At 64.1% G+C, this 14,706-nt stretch carries 13 protein-coding genes; 7 read left to right on the top strand and 6 right to left on the bottom strand.

The window, feature by feature from the left end; genetic code table 11:
* Window positions 1-8: 8 nt before the first annotated feature.
* Window positions 9-473 (bottom strand): SRPBCC domain-containing protein, encoded by a 465-nt coding sequence (locus KF857_06935; protein ID MBX3111728.1) that lies wholly within the window; start codon window positions 471-473, stop codon window positions 9-11.
* Window positions 454-795 (bottom strand): winged helix-turn-helix transcriptional regulator, encoded by a 342-nt coding sequence (locus KF857_06930; protein MBX3111727.1) that lies wholly within the window; start codon window positions 793-795, stop codon window positions 454-456. The genes KF857_06935 and KF857_06930 overlap by 20 nt, the downstream gene beginning before the upstream one ends.
* Before the next feature lie 114 nt (window positions 796-909).
* On the opposite strand from KF857_06930, the gene KF857_06925 reads away from it, so the two are divergent.
* Genes KF857_06925 through KF857_06915 form a run of 3 tightly spaced genes read left to right on the top strand, consistent with a single transcriptional unit; the run spans window position 910 to window position 3,871 of the window.
* Window positions 910-2,103 (top strand): acyl-CoA dehydrogenase family protein, encoded by a 1,194-nt coding sequence (locus KF857_06925; GenBank protein ID MBX3111726.1) that lies wholly within the window; start codon window positions 910-912, stop codon window positions 2,101-2,103.
* A 17-nt stretch (window positions 2,104-2,120) separates the two neighbouring features.
* Entirely contained in the window at window positions 2,121-2,765 is a 645-nt protein-coding gene (locus KF857_06920) for a hypothetical protein (GenBank protein ID MBX3111725.1), read from the top strand.
* 2 nt (window positions 2,766-2,767) lie between these two features.
* Window positions 2,768-3,871, top strand: a complete 1,104-nt coding sequence (locus tag KF857_06915; protein ID MBX3111724.1) for a dipeptide epimerase — start codon at window positions 2,768-2,770, stop codon at window positions 3,869-3,871.
* Window positions 3,872-3,874: 3 nt separating this feature from the next.
* On the opposite strand, the gene KF857_06910 is transcribed toward KF857_06915, so the two are convergent.
* The 3 genes from KF857_06910 to KF857_06900 all read right to left on the bottom strand — a co-directional run bounded on the left by KF857_06910 (window position 3,875) and on the right by KF857_06900 (window position 10,416).
* Window positions 3,875-4,732 (bottom strand): hypothetical protein, encoded by an 858-nt coding sequence (locus tag KF857_06910; protein ID MBX3111723.1) that lies wholly within the window; start codon window positions 4,730-4,732, stop codon window positions 3,875-3,877.
* Window positions 4,733-4,756: 24 nt separating this feature from the next.
* Window positions 4,757-8,296: a DNA polymerase III subunit alpha gene (locus tag KF857_06905; protein MBX3111722.1), complete on the bottom strand. Its 3,540-nt coding sequence runs from the start codon at window positions 8,294-8,296 to the stop codon at window positions 4,757-4,759.
* Between the two features lie 227 nt (window positions 8,297-8,523).
* Window positions 8,524-10,416, bottom strand: coding sequence for a glycogen debranching enzyme family protein (locus KF857_06900; protein ID MBX3111721.1), 1,893 nt, complete (start codon window positions 10,414-10,416; stop codon window positions 8,524-8,526).
* Between the two features lie 152 nt (window positions 10,417-10,568).
* Between KF857_06900 and KF857_06895 the strand changes: the two genes are divergently transcribed.
* On the top strand, window positions 10,569-10,784 hold the full coding sequence (locus KF857_06895) for a hypothetical protein (protein ID MBX3111720.1): 216 nt from the start codon (window positions 10,569-10,571) through the stop codon (window positions 10,782-10,784).
* Here the strand turns inward: KF857_06895 and KF857_06890 are convergent.
* The gene (locus KF857_06890) at window positions 10,781-12,274 is read right to left on the bottom strand and encodes a hypothetical protein (protein ID MBX3111719.1); all 1,494 of its coding nucleotides are present in this window, start codon (window positions 12,272-12,274) and stop codon (window positions 10,781-10,783) included. The two genes, KF857_06895 and KF857_06890, sit on opposite strands and share 4 nt — an antisense overlap.
* A 146-nt stretch (window positions 12,275-12,420) precedes the next feature.
* Between KF857_06890 and KF857_06885 the strand changes: the two genes are divergently transcribed.
* From KF857_06885 to KF857_06875, 3 genes are read left to right on the top strand one after another with little or no spacing between them, the layout of a single operon-like run.
* Window positions 12,421-12,999, top strand: a complete 579-nt coding sequence (locus tag KF857_06885; GenBank protein MBX3111718.1) for a sigma-70 family RNA polymerase sigma factor — start codon at window positions 12,421-12,423, stop codon at window positions 12,997-12,999.
* Window positions 12,996-13,304: a hypothetical protein gene (locus KF857_06880; GenBank protein ID MBX3111717.1), complete on the top strand. Its 309-nt coding sequence runs from the start codon at window positions 12,996-12,998 to the stop codon at window positions 13,302-13,304. The genes KF857_06885 and KF857_06880 overlap by 4 nt, the downstream gene beginning before the upstream one ends.
* The gene (locus KF857_06875; protein MBX3111716.1) at window positions 13,301-14,680 is read left to right on the top strand and encodes a hypothetical protein; all 1,380 of its coding nucleotides are present in this window, start codon (window positions 13,301-13,303) and stop codon (window positions 14,678-14,680) included. Before KF857_06880 ends, KF857_06875 begins: the two co-directional genes overlap by 4 nt.
* Window positions 14,681-14,706: the final 26 nt, after the last annotated feature.

Here is a 14,706-nt window from a genome sequence, read left to right as displayed (position 1 = left end):
CGGCAAGGTCAGGGTGTGGCCAAGGCGGTTTCCAGCCGGCCGATGACCGCACCCCAACCCTCCTCGTGCCGCCCGCGTGAGTCCGGGCTGAGGAACCTGCTGTGCGTGATGACCAGCTTGGTGCCGTCCGCATCGGCTCCGAAGGCGATCTGGACGTGTGACGGAGCGGGATGTGACGGGCTGTCCTCCCAGTTCCAACTCAGGGAGATGGTTGTTTCGGGTTCGATCGTCTCAAACTCACCGAAGAGTTCGTAGACGTCCTTGTCGGGGGCGACCATGCGGACGCGATAGGCGCCACCAGGCCGGAAGTCGTACGCTACGACGGTGCATTCCCAAGGCGGGGCCGGGCAAAACCACGTGGGGAAGACGGCAGGGTCGCTCCACATGCCGAAGACTCGGGACACGGGTGCGGCCAACCGGTATGTCAGGCGCAGGGTCGAGTCGTTCAGGACTTCAGTCGCGAGGTGAGGCATGGTTCCCTTCTTCGAGGAGGGCCAATTCAAGGCGGTCGAGGGCACCCTTCCAGTGAGCGGCGGTCGCTTCCATCCAGGCCCGGGCGTCGGCCATGGCCTCTTCCCTCCCCCGGACGTAACGGGTCCTTCCCCGCTTTTGGGTCGTGACCAACCCGGCCCGTTCCAGGGTCCTAAGGTGCTTGAGGGTGCCAGGAAGGGACAGGTTGAGCGGCCTGGCCAAGTCGCCGACTGACGACTCGCCCGTCGAGAGGCGGGTGAGCATGGCCCGGCGTGTCGGGTCGCTCAAGGCGAGGAACACGACGTCCAACCGATCCTCAACCATCTCGCCAAGCTTATCACAATGAGGGAGGTTAGTTTCCCTTATAGTAAAGTGAAGATTGCCGACCTGCCTTGGCGAGCGAACAACCCCCGGGCCCGCGTAGAATCTGGATCGTCCATGGATTTCGCCCTCAGCGCCGAGCACGAATTGATTCGAGAGGCCGCCCACAAGTTTGGCCAAAACGTCGTCGTCCCCACCGTCAAGGAACTCGACCGTGCCCACACGTCCGACCCCGAGACGCTCAAGAAGCTCGGGGAGGCAGGACTCCTCGGCGTGTGTCTCCCGCAGAAATACGGGGGCATGGGCGCCGATTACATTTCCTTGGGGATCGTCTGCGAAGAATTGGAGCGGGCCGACAGCACCGCGCGGGTCGTCATGAGCGTCCACACCGGACTGCACAGCATGACCCTGATGCAGTGGGCCAGCCCCGAGCAATTGGGACGCTGGCTCCCGTCGCTGGCGACAGGTGCGGCCGTCGGCGGCTTCGGTCTGACGGAGCCAAACGCCGGCAGTGACGTGATGGGCATGGTGACCACCGCCGAACGTGTCGGTGACAACTACATCCTTAACGGCCAGAAGACGTGGATCAGCCTGGCCGACTATGCCGACCGGTTTTTGGTCGTCGCCAAGTTGGCGGGTGACGCCCCGAAACCCCGACATGCCGCCTTCGTCGTCAGCCGCGACACACCGGGGTTCAGCAGCCGTCCGATCAAGGGCAAGCTGGGCGTGCGCGCTGGCAACACCGGTGAGATCTTCTTTGACAACCTCAAGGTCCCCGTCGCGGACCGGGTGGGTGAAGACGGCGACGGGTTCAAGATCGCGATGTCTGCCCTTGACCATGGCCGGTACACCGTGGCGAGCGGCGCGGTCGGCCTCATCCAGGCGTGTCTGGACGCGTGTGTCAAATACAGCCAGGAGAGGACGGTCCAAGGTGAGGCGATCAGCAAGAAGCAACTCGTCCAGCAAATGATCGCCAGCATGGTCCAAGGGCGGGAGGTCGGCCGGCTTCTGTACCAGAAGGTCGGCTGGATGAAGAACACGGGCCAGCGCCATACCCGCGAGGTGTCGATGGCCAAGTGGGTGAACTGCGCGGCGGCCTTCGACGCGGCGCACAAGGCGGTCGAGGTCCACGGGGCATACGGCTACTGCGACGAGTTTCCTGTGGAACGGTACTTCCGCAACGCCCGAGGGGCGATGATCTACGAAGGGACCCACGAGATCCACACCCTCGTCCAGGCGGAATATGAGTTGGGCTACCGGACGGACAAACCTCTGGCCCGGACTCTGCCGACTTGGCCGTTCGAGCCATGACGCCCACCATTGTCGCCGTGAGCCTGCTCGTCCCCGTCAGGACGGTCGTCTTCGTCGGCAATAGCCTGACCGGCCAAAACGACGTCGCCGGGCGGACGGCCCGGCTCCTGTCCAAATGCACGGACGGTGTACGCTGGGAGGCCAAGTACTTCGCCTGCGGGCACCTGGACGACGCGGCCAAGGACAAGCAGACGACAGCCGCGGTGGGCGGGGGAGCCTACGCCGTCGTTCTCCAGGCCCAGAAGATCAGCATGTCCCACCGGGTGGACTACTCCCACGAGGCCGCCGAGACGCTCGCCACCATGTCCCGGTCGAAGGGTTCGCGTGTGTTCTTCTTTGCCGAATGGCCCCGCCGGGGCGTCGACGAGACGGCCTATATCGAAGACATCTACCGCGCGATCGCCACGAAGACCAAGTCGAGTGTGGTCCCCGTCGGACGTGTTTGGGACCGGGTGCTCCAGACGGACCCGAAGGCAGCGTTGTTCTCCGCCGTCGGCAACCATGCGACAGTGGCGGGGTCGGCATTGGCCGCGACGGTGATCGCGAGATGTTTGCTGGGGGCACCCCTCGGTAAGAACGTTGCCGAGGGAGTCCCCGCCGACTTGCGCGGGTCGGTCCTGGGAGCCGTGGACAAAGTCTTGCCGACGCGCAAGAATCCATAGCGATGCTCCAGGTCACTTCGGTCGATGTCTTCAAGGCCGACATCCCTCTCCGCAAGCCGTTCCGCATCGCCACGATGGTGACCAAGGACGCCGAGATCGTGTTCGTCAGGGTGACGACGACCGACGGACTGGTCGGATGGGGTGAAGCGGCGCCACTCCGGTCGATCAATGGCGAGACGCAGGCGACCTGCTTGGCGGCATGTCACGACCTTGCCGGATTCTTGGTGGGCCGACAGTTCGATTCCGCGACCGAGGCCGTGGCCCTGATGGAGTCGGTACTGGCCGGGCAGGCCACGGCCCGTAGCGCCCTGGACATGGCGCTCTTTGACATCGAGGCACAGGCCCTGGGCCTGCCGCTGGTCGTCCACTTGGGCGGGCAGCCGAGGCGCATGCCGACCGACTTGACCATTGCCATCGTGCCGCCGGAGGAAGCCGCCGAGCAGGCACGGGAGATCGTCTCGAGTGGATATCGTGCCGTCAAGGTGAAGCTCGGGGACGGGCCGGAGAACGACGCCGCGCGCGTCGCCGCCGTGAGGGACGCGGTGCCGGACGCTGCCATCCGAGTGGACGCCAACCAAGCCTATGACGCTGCGACCGCGCTCCCGCTTCTGCAAGTGGTCAGCCGGTATGACGTCGAGTTCTGCGAGCAGCCGGTACGACGGCACGACCACCTTGGTTTGGGTCGGTTGCACGCGACCTCGCCCGTGCCGGTCATGGCGGACGAGTCCGTCTTTACCTCGCTGGATGCAGCTGAACTGCTCAAGGCCGACCGTTGTGAGCTCATCAACATCAAGCTGAGCAAGGCAGGTGGGTTGGCCGAGGGTCGGCGCATCGCCACGGTCGCCGCCAACAGCGGTGGCCGCTGCATGCACGGGGGCATGGTCGAGACGCGCCTTGGTGCGACGGCGGCGGCCCACTTGGCCAGCAGTTCGACAGTTTTCCGCTGGTTCGACCTCGACTCGTTCCACAGCCAGTGTGCGGACCCAGTGCTGGGAGGCATGGTCCACGACCAAGGTGACGCCGTCCTACCCGACAGTCCGGGGCTGGGAGCGACGGTCGACCCTGCGTTCCTCAAGGACTGCGAAGTCCGCCAAGTCAAGGCGTGACGGTCAGCCCGCTTTGAACTCTTTGCCCTTGAGTTTGGCTAGGCTGGCCTTCTGTTTGGCGTCCAACTTCCCTTCGACGAAGGTATGGAAGTCCTTTTCGAGGTCGCCCATCCGGGATTGGAGCTTGCGTTGCAGGGCCTCGAACTCTGCCTTGTGCGGTTCGAGCGCGGCCTTGGCCTCGTTTTGACGCTTCGTTGACTCGGCCTGGTCTTTGGGTTGCGTGTTGCCGTATTTTTCGATCAACGGCTTCAAATACTTCTGCTGCAGTTCCCCGCCTTCCTTGTTGATCTCCTGTTGGTAGGTCTGGGCCTTCTTGGCGTTGGCTTGGAACCGGTCCCGCAACGCCTTGGTCGTCGCGTCGGACAGTCCGATCGCCTTGCCGACACGTGGGTCGAGCACGGCGGCGTCACCAGCGCTTTGGACGGTGATCTCTCGCAGGCGGACAATCTGGGCGGCGGTAAGGTCGGCGAAGACCCGCTTCTTGAGTTCCTTCTGGAGGGGGACGACCTTGTCGTTCGGCGGTTGCGCCTTGGGGTTGCTTTCGCGCACCTTCTTGAACGCGGCGTCGAGTACCTTGAGTTCACCGTTGAACCATTCGGCATGCTTGTTCAGCTTGGCCCGCACCTCCTCGGTGATCCCGAGGTCCTTCTGGACTTGTTTGTCTTGAAGGATGGTGAAGTTCGCGATGTCGTAGTCGAAACTCCCCTCGGCGGGCTTGGCCGCCGGGGTCGTGGACGTTGCGGTGGTGGCCGTGGCCACGGGCGCCGTCGCCGGAGTCGGTGCCGGCGGGGCCACGCCGGCGAGTTTCACCCCCGCGGCGATCTGAGTCATGCAAAGGGCGACTGTGACAGCGCTGAACATAGTTTTTCCTGTTCTTCCGACATCTTAACGCGGAGCAGTCACACCCTGCTCCGCCTGGCCCGCCTCGTCTAGGACGCTTGGCCTTCGGTGGATCACGTCGATCTCGCAACGATCCACGGCGTGGCGCAGGGCCTTATAGACATTGTCGGTCATCGCGACGCGGTGCAGCATGACGATGGGCTCACCGCCTTTGACGTCCACGACCTGGACGACGACCTCATAGTCCCCCGGATTATCCTCGACAATTTTGCGGACCTCGGCCAACTGGCGGTTGGTCGCACGGAAAATCCGGAGTAAGACGGTGCCCGCGACCGACTCGTCGATATTGTCGAGGTTTACCGGCGCAGTGATTTCTTTGACTTCAAAGACCTGGACTTCGGCCCGCTTTTCACTCATCCCCGGGCGCTCGTCGAACTTCAGTCGGCCCCGGATCGCGACGACGTTGTCCTTGGTGAGAAGGCTGTCGAACTTGGTGACCGTCTCACCGATGGCAAAGCAGGCCATTTGTCCGGTGAAGTCTTCTAGGGTGATCCGGCAGATCCTTGTCCCTGTCCTTTGACTTGTCGTCTTGGTGCACTGGGCCAGCACGCCGGCTAGCGTCACGGCTATCGGCTCTTCTGTCTCTTGGACCTGGGCTGTGGTGTGGGTCGCTTCGGTCGCCAGGGTCCGCTCATAGCCACGCAGCGGGTGGTCGGAGACGTAGATGCCCATCGTCTCCTTCTCCATTTTGAGGAGCTCGCTCCGACTGGGGGCGTTCACCTCAGACGGCAGATTGGGGTACGTGACCGGGGCCATGTCCTCGGACCCCTCGAACAGGCTGGCCGTCGGCGAGTTCTTCCGTTTGACGGCCTCGTCGGCGAACATCAGGGCACCTTCCAAAACGTGGAGGGTGGCGTTGCGGTTCTTGTGGAGGCTGTCGAGGGCCCCTGAACGGATCAACGCTTCTAGCCCGGCCTTGTTCAAGCCATGAGGCCTCATCCGCTCGCAGAACTCGTACAGGTGGCTGAACGGCTCTTCGTTCCGCTCCGCGATGATCATCTCGACCAAGCCGTCGCCGACGCCCTTGATCGCGCCGAGCCCGAACCGGATGGCGGGCCGCTTGCCCACCTGCTCGATCACAAAGTCCTTGTGCGACTTGTTGACGTCGGGCGGGAGCACCCCGATGCTTTGGCGCCGGCACTCTTCGACGAATGTCGTCACCCGGTCTTCCTTCGTCCGGTAGGCGGCAAGGAGCGCGGCCATGTACTCCACCGGATATTTCGCCTTGAGGTAGGCGGTCTGGTAAGCCAAGATCGCGTAGCAGACGGCGTGGGCCTTGTTGAACGCGTAGCCGGCGAAGGGGAGCAGCAGTTCCCAGACCTTGTCGGCGACCTCGTCGGCCACGCCGTTCGCCCGGCAGCCATCGCGGAACTCGCCCTGCATCGACTCCATCGTCTTCAGGTCTTTCTTGCCCATGGCGCGGCGCAATATGTCCGCTTTGCCGAGGCTGAAACCGGCGAGGGCCTGGACAAGTTTGAGGACCTGGTCTTGGTAGACGATGATCCCGTAGGTCTCCTCCAGGATCGGCTTCATCCGCTCGTCGAGGTATTCGGGCGTCGCCCGGCCGTGCTTGTTGTTGACGAACTCGGGGATCAGGGCCATCGGGCCGGGCCGGTAGAGCGCGACCATGGCGGCGAGTTCCCGGACGCTTTGGGGCCGCAGTTCGATGATGTTCCGGCGCATACCCCCCGACTCAAGCTGGAAGACACCGACGGTCTCGCCCCGGCTCAGCATTTCAAACGTCTCGGCGTCGTCGAGCGGGATGGCCTGATGGCCCCCGACGACCGGGTGCGCAGATTCGTCAGCGTCGGGATGGGTCGCCCGGATGTTCTCGACCGTCTTGGCAAGGACGGTCAGGTTGGACAGCCCCAAGAAGTCCATCTTGAGGAGCCCGATCTTTTCCAGGATCCCCATTTCGTAGGCTGTGACTGCCTGTCCGTCGTTCGACCTGTACAGCGGGATGTAGTTGTCCAGCGGCTCCTGACTGATGACGACCCCGGCCGCGTGCACCCCCGCGTGGCGGGCGAGGCCTTCGATGCGTTTGGCCGTCTCGACCAAGGGCTGGAACCGGGCGTCCGACTCGACGACGGTCCGGAACTCCGGCACCTCTTTCTCAGCCTTGGCGATGCTCCAGCCCGGGCCCGTGGGGATTGTCTTGGCCACCTTGTCCGCCTCGGCGGGGGTAAACCCCATGACCCGCGCGGCGTCGCGCAGGCTGGCCTTGGCGCCAAGTGTCCCAAAGGTGACGATCTGGGCGACCCTGTCCTGCCCGTACCGGTCGCTGACCCATCGGATCACCTCGTCTCGCCGGGCGTCCTCAAAATCCATGTCGATATCGGGCATCGACACGCGCTCAGGGTTGAGGAACCGCTCGAAAGTCAGGTCGTATTCGACCGGGTTGACGTCGGTGATGCCGAGGGCGTAGCTCACCAACGACCCGGCCGCCGACCCTCGGACGCCGAACATGATGCCCTGGCCCCGGGTGAACTGGGCAAACTCGCGGACAAGCAGGAAGTACGACTCGTAGCCTGTTTTTTGAATGACGCCGAGTTCGTAGTTCAGCCTTTGCCAGCTTTCGTCGGTAGCACCGGGACACCGCTCGAGCAGCCCCTTCTCGGCCAGCTTGGTCAGATAGCTCGACGGGTCGTGTCCCGGCTCCATCTCCGGCTCGGGCATCAGGGCGCGGGCCGAACCGAGTTGCACGTCGCACATTTCGGCGACCATCAAGGTGTTCTCGATCGCTTCCGGGTGATCGGGAAAGAGGGCCGCCATTTCATCGACGGCCTTCAGGTAGTAGTCCGGGCCGCTGAAGCGCAACCTTTTGGGGTCGTCTTTCAGGTCTCCCGTGCCGATGCACAAGAGCACGTCGTGAGGCTCCGCGTCGCCTTTGCACAGGTAGTGGGCGTCATTGGTCGCGATGAGCGGCAGGTGTAGCTCTTTCGCGATCTTCACAAGATGCTCGTTGCACAAGAGTTGTTCGGGGATGCCGTGGTTCTGCAGTTCGACAAAGTAGGAGTCCGGGTCGAACATCTCCTTGTACATCGCCGCGGTGCGAAGAGCCTTGTCGTAGTCGCCCGCCATCAGGTAGCGGTTCACTTCGCTGCCCAGGCAGGTGGTCGAGCTGACTAGACCTTTGGCATGGGCGGCGAGGACCTCGTGGTCGATCCGTGGCTTGTAGTAGAAGCCCTGCAGGGCCGCGATGGAGTGCAACTTGCAGAGGTTCTTGTAGCCCTCCATGTTTTTGGCGAGGAGGAGCAGGTGGTACGTCTGGTTTTCCTCCCGTCCCTGCTTGTTGTGGAGCCCGTTGGGGGCGACGTACGCCTCCATGCCGATGATCGGCTTGACCCCCTTCTTCTGGCACTCGAAGAAGAACTCCATGCACCCGAACATGACGCCGTGGTCGGAGATGGCCAGGGCCGGCATGTCCAGCTCTTTGGCCCGGGCGACCATGTCGGGGATCCGGTTGGCACCGTCGAGCAAGCTGTACTCGGTGTGGTTGTGCAGGTGGACGAACGGTCGGGACATGGGCTCAGAGTCGCGAGGGGCTCCTTTCCAGACGGACTGGGCGGCCCGGCCGTGCCGCAAAAAGGGCGGTCAGAAAAGAAAAAACCCGGCGAGAGACCCCGCCGGTGTGGAGTGTTGAACTGTGCTTGTCGTTACCGCCATCAGCCCTCGTCAATCGGAGCCGCTTCACGGTACAGCCACCTACCACTACGCGGACACCCCCGCCGAGAGTTCCAAGAAAACCAATCTCATGGCCAAAGGTCGTCTTGGGCCGCCGCCCGCAGGATTTCCGCCGTGCTCCAGGCCTGCCAAGGGCATCCACCAGGGCGGTGCGGGGCGTCCCCGTCGTAGACCTCGGCGACGCCGCCTAGGCCGTATTCCTCCAGCATGCCCGCGACCTGGGCCAATGCGGCTTGAGCGTGCTCCCGGTCGCCGGTCCACTTGATCGTCGCGGTGGCGTAGCTTCCCAGCAACCACGGCCAAGCCGTGCCCTGGTGGTAAGCGGCGTCACGCTGGGCCATTGGCCCTTCATAGCGGGCCACGTATCCCGGTTCACCGGGTCCAAGGGTGCGCAGACCCATGGGCACCAGGAGTTGCTCCCGGCAGATTTTGAGCGCGGCCGCCGCTTTCTCGCGCGAGCACGGTGAGAACGGCAACGCCATCGCTATCACCTGGTTGGGCCTCAAGCTAGCGTCGGCCGGGTCGACGGTGTCGAGGTAGTGACCGCGGCCCTCGTGCCAAAACTTGGCTTCGAAGTTAGCTTCGGCAAGGCTTGCCGCGTCCTCGAAGGGAGCCGCGTCTTGGCCCAAGCGTGACATGACCCAAGCAGACCCGCGGAGAAAGTTGATCCACAGGCCGTTGATCTCGACGGGCTTACCGTGGCGTGGCGTCACCACCCAGTCTTTGACCTTCGCGTCCATCCAGGTCAGTTGCACTCCCGGTTCACCCTGGGTGACCAACCCGTCGGCGGGGTCGACGGCGATTCCGTACCTCGTGCCCTTCTGGTGCCAGGCAAGGATCTCTCGGAGCCATGCCGAAGCCTGGGCGGCGAACCCGTCGTCCCACTCCGCCGACAAAGTCAAATAGATCGCGTTTGCGAACCACAAAGTCGCGTCGACGGTGTTGTATTCCGGCGTCTCACCCATCTCGACGAACCGGTTCGGGACGAGCCCTTGGCGCATCTGGCTGGCATAGCTGGCAAGGATGTTGCGCGCCTCTTCAAATCGGCCTGTGGTCAAGCAGAGTCCGGGGAGGGCGATCATCGTGTCACGGCCCCAGTCGGTGAACCATGGGTAACCCGCGATCACGCTCGACCGGTCTGCCGTCCGGACCGTGAAGAGGTGTGCTGAGTCTTCCAACTGCTCCCTGACGGTACGTGGGCTATCTGGGACGCATAGGGGCTCAAGTGGCGCGACTCCTTCTTCGGTCGCGGCGACAAGGACCGCCTTTTCTCCGACGGGCAGGACATAGCGGAGCTCGCAGGGGCAGAACAAGTCGTCGATACCGTCGAGTCCCCGCTCGTGCTCCCGGATGTGCTCAAAGCGGTAGTACCAGCCCGTGGTCGGGGTGCGTTCTGCGCCCGGGTGTTCCAGGCTGAGGACGACTCCCTGGTGGGAGAGGACCGTCCGCTCGTCAGGAAAGACCATGAACTCGGGGTAGAAGTCTGCGACACGGAAGTTGTCGTGATAGAACTTGTGGCAGACAAGCGGGCGAAGGGTCAGCTGGACGGTCTCGGGGCCGAGGTTCTCGTAGACGACGGTGCAGGCGTCCACGCCGGGGTGGCTGACCAATGTCTTGCGGAAGCGTTGGCCGTCCAAGTCCCATTCCCAGCGTACAGACGCGCCGGCTTCGAATGACGCGAGCTTTTGGTAGCCCAAGGGGTGGACCGCCCCCACATATTGGTTGGTCGAGATGCCCACGGACTCGCCCCGGTGGGTGACATAGGCCTCGATGTTGTCCAGCAAGACCATCCGCTGGGCCGGGGGGCTGACCGCGGCGACAAGGTGGCCGTGGTAGCGGCGCGTGTTCGCCCCGGAGACCGTCCCCATGGAGAAGCCGCCGCGGCCGTTGGCGAGCATCCACTCAAGGCTCGAGGACCGCGGAAAATCGCGGCACACCTCGAACGAGACACGGTACGCCATACCCCCGGATCATACACCCACCACTCGTGTTCCGACGAGGATCAGGACGTTCCGTCATCCTTACTGTGGCGGCGGGCCAATGGGCGCGGAACAACCCCCTTGCGGCTGGGGCGACGGGGCCCGGGCTGTACTTCGGATAGGAAGACAAATCCATGTTGATTTCGGAAGCCAAGACCCTCATCGGCCACATCGTCGACATCACGTTCACCGACCGCAGCGGCAAGGAATACACCAAGACCGCCGAGGTATTCGACGTCGGCTTTGTGCCGCTGTACGGGCCATGCATGATCACCGATGTCGGTGAGGTGCGGCTCGACCGGGTCTTTGGCTTCAGCTTCCGAGACGAACTCGACGAACGGGCTGCTTAGCGGACTTGTGTCTCGGGCGTGTCCGAGTCCCGACGCTTCACTTGCCGCTTGCTCAGGTGGTCGGTCAAGGCGTCGAGGCGGAACCGGACACCGACCCGGAAGTCCGACGGGAAACTCCGGGACGTGATGAACGGCTCGAACCCGTCGGCCACTAGGGCCAACTCGTACTCTCGGTCATAAAGCCGCCTGGTCTCCAGGTCCCACTTCCACAGGAAGCGGACGGTGAACGGGCCGCGTCGGTAATCGACGCGGCCCAACAATGATTTATCGTAGGGCACGCGGTCAAAGGCAAAGTCGGGCTCGCCCGCCGACGCCCCAAAGCCGACGCCTGCGCCGATGTTGACGCCCTCTAGGGGCGAGTAGACGAGGCCGGTTTCGACGCGACCAAAGGCGAACAGACCTCGGTTGCTCGTCGTCGTGACGGCATCGAGCCGCGAGCTGAAGCTGAGGCGGCCCAGTTGCAGGCTCGGTGGTTTCAGTGTCCCCTGGAAGACAAGCCGGTCCACCCACGGGTCTTCCCGGTCTTCCCTGACCCTTTGCAGGTGGCCCGTTCCCAGATAGCCCCAACCTCGGTGCGTGCCTCCTGCCTCCACCGCGAGGTCCAGCGGTTGCGTGACGTTCAGCGCGTCGGGATTGCGGGCGAAGGTGTCTTGGTTGACCCGGACTGACACGCCCACCGCCTTCCTTTGCTGGCCGATGGTCTCGGTCTCTTCTTCGGGCGTCTTGATGACGATCGAGTCGAACCAGCCGTCACCGAAGTACTCGGTCAGCTCGCTTCGGGGCGCAATGCTGAACGGTGAGGAGTTGGGGTCAAGGGGGCTGTAGCTGTACTGAAAGAGATACTCCGGGCTCAACCGGGGGAACATGTTGATCGTCGCGCCCAGCGATGACTTGTCGGTCAGGAGCACCGAACTGTCCCAAGCGACACCAAACCCTGCTCCCCGTTTGTTGGTGAGGTTGGGCATTTTGAACCCGGTGACACGACGGTCGAGGTTGAAGTCGACGTTGGCGAGGGGCCCGAACTTCTTGCCGAAGAACTCAAGGAAGACCCGGTGGGCCGTCCCCTGGTCGCCTGGCACCAGATCCACGGTTTCGGCCCAAAACCGATAGGGCGGGTGCTTGAGCCGGCTGACCGTGCCGACTGCTTTCCTGATGACCCACTTCTTGGGAGTGATCGTCAACGAGTCTGCGGCGATCCGGACTCCCCCGGCTATTAAGGTGACCGCTTGCGCTGAACCGGTCTTGTCCTTCCAGTTGAACTCTAGGTCACGGCAAGCGACGTTGCCCTCGGGGTCGTCGAGCTTTGCTTCGCCGACGACCCTGCCCTTGTGCTCGCCTGGCGTAAGGACCATTTCATCGCACCGGACTGTCGTCAGGTCGTAGCGGGCGACGACGTTTCCCTTCATCCGGACCGTCCCGTCCTTTTCGTCCCGACTGGAACTGTCGAACTCGACGGTCATTTCTCCAGGCAGGGCCACGCTCTGGCGCACGGGATCCTGTCTGGCCACGGACGCCCGCGCGGCGACGGCGGTCCACACCTCAGCCGGCAGAGTTGTTGGAAAGAGCATCCGTATCGAAGAGACGAGTCTACCGGCCCGAACTTTCTCGCGTCCCAAAACAGTCTTACGGGTGTATCATGCTGTCGAGCGTGACCATGCCCGAGACGCAGACGCTGGAAAGCCGAGCAGACCTTCGGTCCGACGAGGCCGCGTGGTTGGCCCGGTGCCGTCAGGGCGATGAGCGGGCCATGGACTCGATCGTCGCCCGCCATCGGAAGCGCATCATCCGTGTCGCTGCCAACGTGTTGCGCGACTCGCACGAGGCCGAGGACGTCGCCCAAGAAGCCTTCCTCAAGGCCTTTCGCGAACTCCACCGGCTGCGCGACGACAGCGCCTTCAGTGGCTATCTGTACCGGATTTGCGTACGGATGTGCATGGACAAGCTCCGCAGCCGGAGGGCGGACACGGTCGAGTTTGAATGTGCCGCTGAGGGACCCGCCGAGAACATCGAGACCCGGGTCCTTGTCGAGCGTCTCCTCGACCGGCTCCCGGCCGACCTCCGCACGACCCTTGTCTTGCGCGAGATGGAGCAGCTGAGTTACGACGAGGTCGCCGAGGCCATGGGGGTTCCGGTCGGCACAGTGCGGTCTCGCCTCCACACCGCCCGAGAACGGTTCCGGGTCTTGTGGTGCCAGGCGACCAGGGGGGGGCGTTGAACTTCGAACAGACCTTTGCGTCGGCAAGGGCCGACTCGGCGGACAGCCCGGAGGTGACGATGGACCAGGCGATGGGGGCCTTACGCATGGCCGCCGTCGATGAGGTCGAGGTGTCGGCCGATTTTGACGCCGCCGTCCTCCGGCGGCACCGCTTGGCGGCAAGCCACCGAAAGTTTTCCCACTGGGTCCCAGGCATCTTGGCGGCGACCTTGGCTGCCTTGGCCCTGATGACGTTCCTGCAACTCGTCGCCGTTCCGTCCACCGCCTCGCCTTCGGAATCCCAGACCTTCGCCGCCGGTCGATGAACCGTCCCCAGCAGGCGTTGGTCGGCGCCTTGGCGGGTGCGCTGGCCGTGCTGAACCTGCATCCGGCGACAAGGCCCTTTCTCTTGCGGCCCTTGATGCCCCGGCCCTCAAGTGTCCTGGCAGGAGCTCTGCCGAGTGGTGAGGCACAACAGCGCCTCTTCATCTACGAGAAGGCGTTTGCACCGGGTCAGCGGTCCACCGACGACCTGCTGACGATCGCCGAGGCCGCTCAAAGGATGGGAGATGTCGAACGCCAAAACGCGGTTTGGCCGGTGCTGGAGGCCTGGTCGCAAGACCGGCTAGACAACCAGGAGGCCGCCGAAAGGGCATGGCACGAAGCCTCCACACGGTCCAAATGGGACGACGTGGCCCCGCCCCCCGCCTCCGGAGACGACTCGGCCTGGGACCTCTACCGCCGTGACGCTGCCCTTGGTCCTGGGTTCGCCCAGGCATTCTTGGGCTACGTCAACCGGCTGTCACTGGACAAACCGGGCGAGGACGGGGCGAGATGGGAGACCGTCCAGATCGGGGTGACCGGCTGGCGGGCCAGTGAGCGTTACGCCGCCAAAGCGGCCTTCAGAGAGGGTATGGAGGCGGCCCTGCGGCACGGCAAAGCGCCGCAGGTTCTCGACACGGCCCGGACGCAACTCTCCGCAGGTCAGTACCGGGTGCTGTCCGAAGCTTTGGCCGACTCCGACTTGAGCAGCCGCAGGCAGGAGAGGTTTGCTCTGGAGGCGCTCTTGGCCGGACGGCTGGCGGGCGGAGCGTTGGTCGCGGGCGTGGCCGGAGCCCTACTCTTCGGCGTGGGAAGTCTCCTGGCTGCCTCGGGACGTGCCCGGGCCGTCTTTGCCCTGCCTTGGTGTGCGGTGATCGGGGGATGCCTGGCGGTGGCAGTCTTCGCGGCGACCAGGTTGGTGTTCCCTTCCCTGTGGGCAGCGGTCGTTTGGGGTGGCTTCGGAGTCGTCCGAGACCGGATATGGCGTGGCGAACCTGCCGAACTGGGACGCCTGTTCCCCGGCGTCGTGACGGTCTTGGCCGTCCTCTTCGTCGCCTCGGTCAGCCTCCTCGTCGGGCTTGCCGACCCCGGCCTCCCGTCTCTGCACGACCAGACAGCACTTGTCAACGACGCAGAGGTCATCATGGGTGTCGCCCGGGGGACCGCCCTCTTCTGGCTCTCACTCGTCCTCGTGGCAGCCCAGGTCTTCGCGTTTGTCCGGCGACGGGCTCCGGCCCTGGTCGGGGCCCGGGCGCTTGGCCGGTTTGGGCTCACTTCCCTTGTCGCCGGGTTGGTCTTCGCCGTGGTCCTGACTCCCGTCGGATTGGCGTGGGACACCCGGTTACGGCATGTCATCCAGTCAGGGACGGTCCTCGACTAGGTTGGCCGACTGGACAAACGTGGGCC

Source organism: Fimbriimonadaceae bacterium, assembly GCA_019638795.1.
Taxonomy (GTDB): domain Bacteria; phylum Armatimonadota; class Fimbriimonadia; order Fimbriimonadales; family Fimbriimonadaceae; genus JAHBTB01.
This window is presented reverse-complemented; position numbering and strand designations above follow the sequence as displayed.

Bases quoted from the DNA above. Each gene is read 5' to 3' on its own strand.
- KF857_06915 (MBX3111724.1), top strand. From the start codon at position 2,768: ATGCTCCAGGTCACTTCGGTCGATGTCTTCAAGGCCGACATCCCTCTC.
- KF857_06935 (MBX3111728.1), bottom strand. From the start codon at position 473: ATGCCTCACCTCGCGACTGAAGTCCTGAACGACTCGACCCTGCGCCTG.
- KF857_06910 (MBX3111723.1), bottom strand. From the start codon at position 4,732: ATGTTCAGCGCTGTCACAGTCGCCCTTTGCATGACTCAGATCGCCGCG.
- KF857_06895 (MBX3111720.1), top strand. From the start codon at position 10,569: ATGTTGATTTCGGAAGCCAAGACCCTCATCGGCCACATCGTCGACATC.
- KF857_06905 (MBX3111722.1), bottom strand. From the start codon at position 8,296: ATGTCCCGACCGTTCGTCCACCTGCACAACCACACCGAGTACAGCTTG.
- KF857_06875 (MBX3111716.1), top strand. From the start codon at position 13,301: ATGAACCGTCCCCAGCAGGCGTTGGTCGGCGCCTTGGCGGGTGCGCTG.
- KF857_06925 (MBX3111726.1), top strand. From the start codon at position 910: ATGGATTTCGCCCTCAGCGCCGAGCACGAATTGATTCGAGAGGCCGCC.
- KF857_06900 (MBX3111721.1), bottom strand. From the start codon at position 10,416: ATGGCGTACCGTGTCTCGTTCGAGGTGTGCCGCGATTTTCCGCGGTCC.
- KF857_06930 (MBX3111727.1), bottom strand. From the start codon at position 795: ATGGTTGAGGATCGGTTGGACGTCGTGTTCCTCGCCTTGAGCGACCCG.
- KF857_06885 (MBX3111718.1), top strand. From the start codon at position 12,421: ATGCTGTCGAGCGTGACCATGCCCGAGACGCAGACGCTGGAAAGCCGA.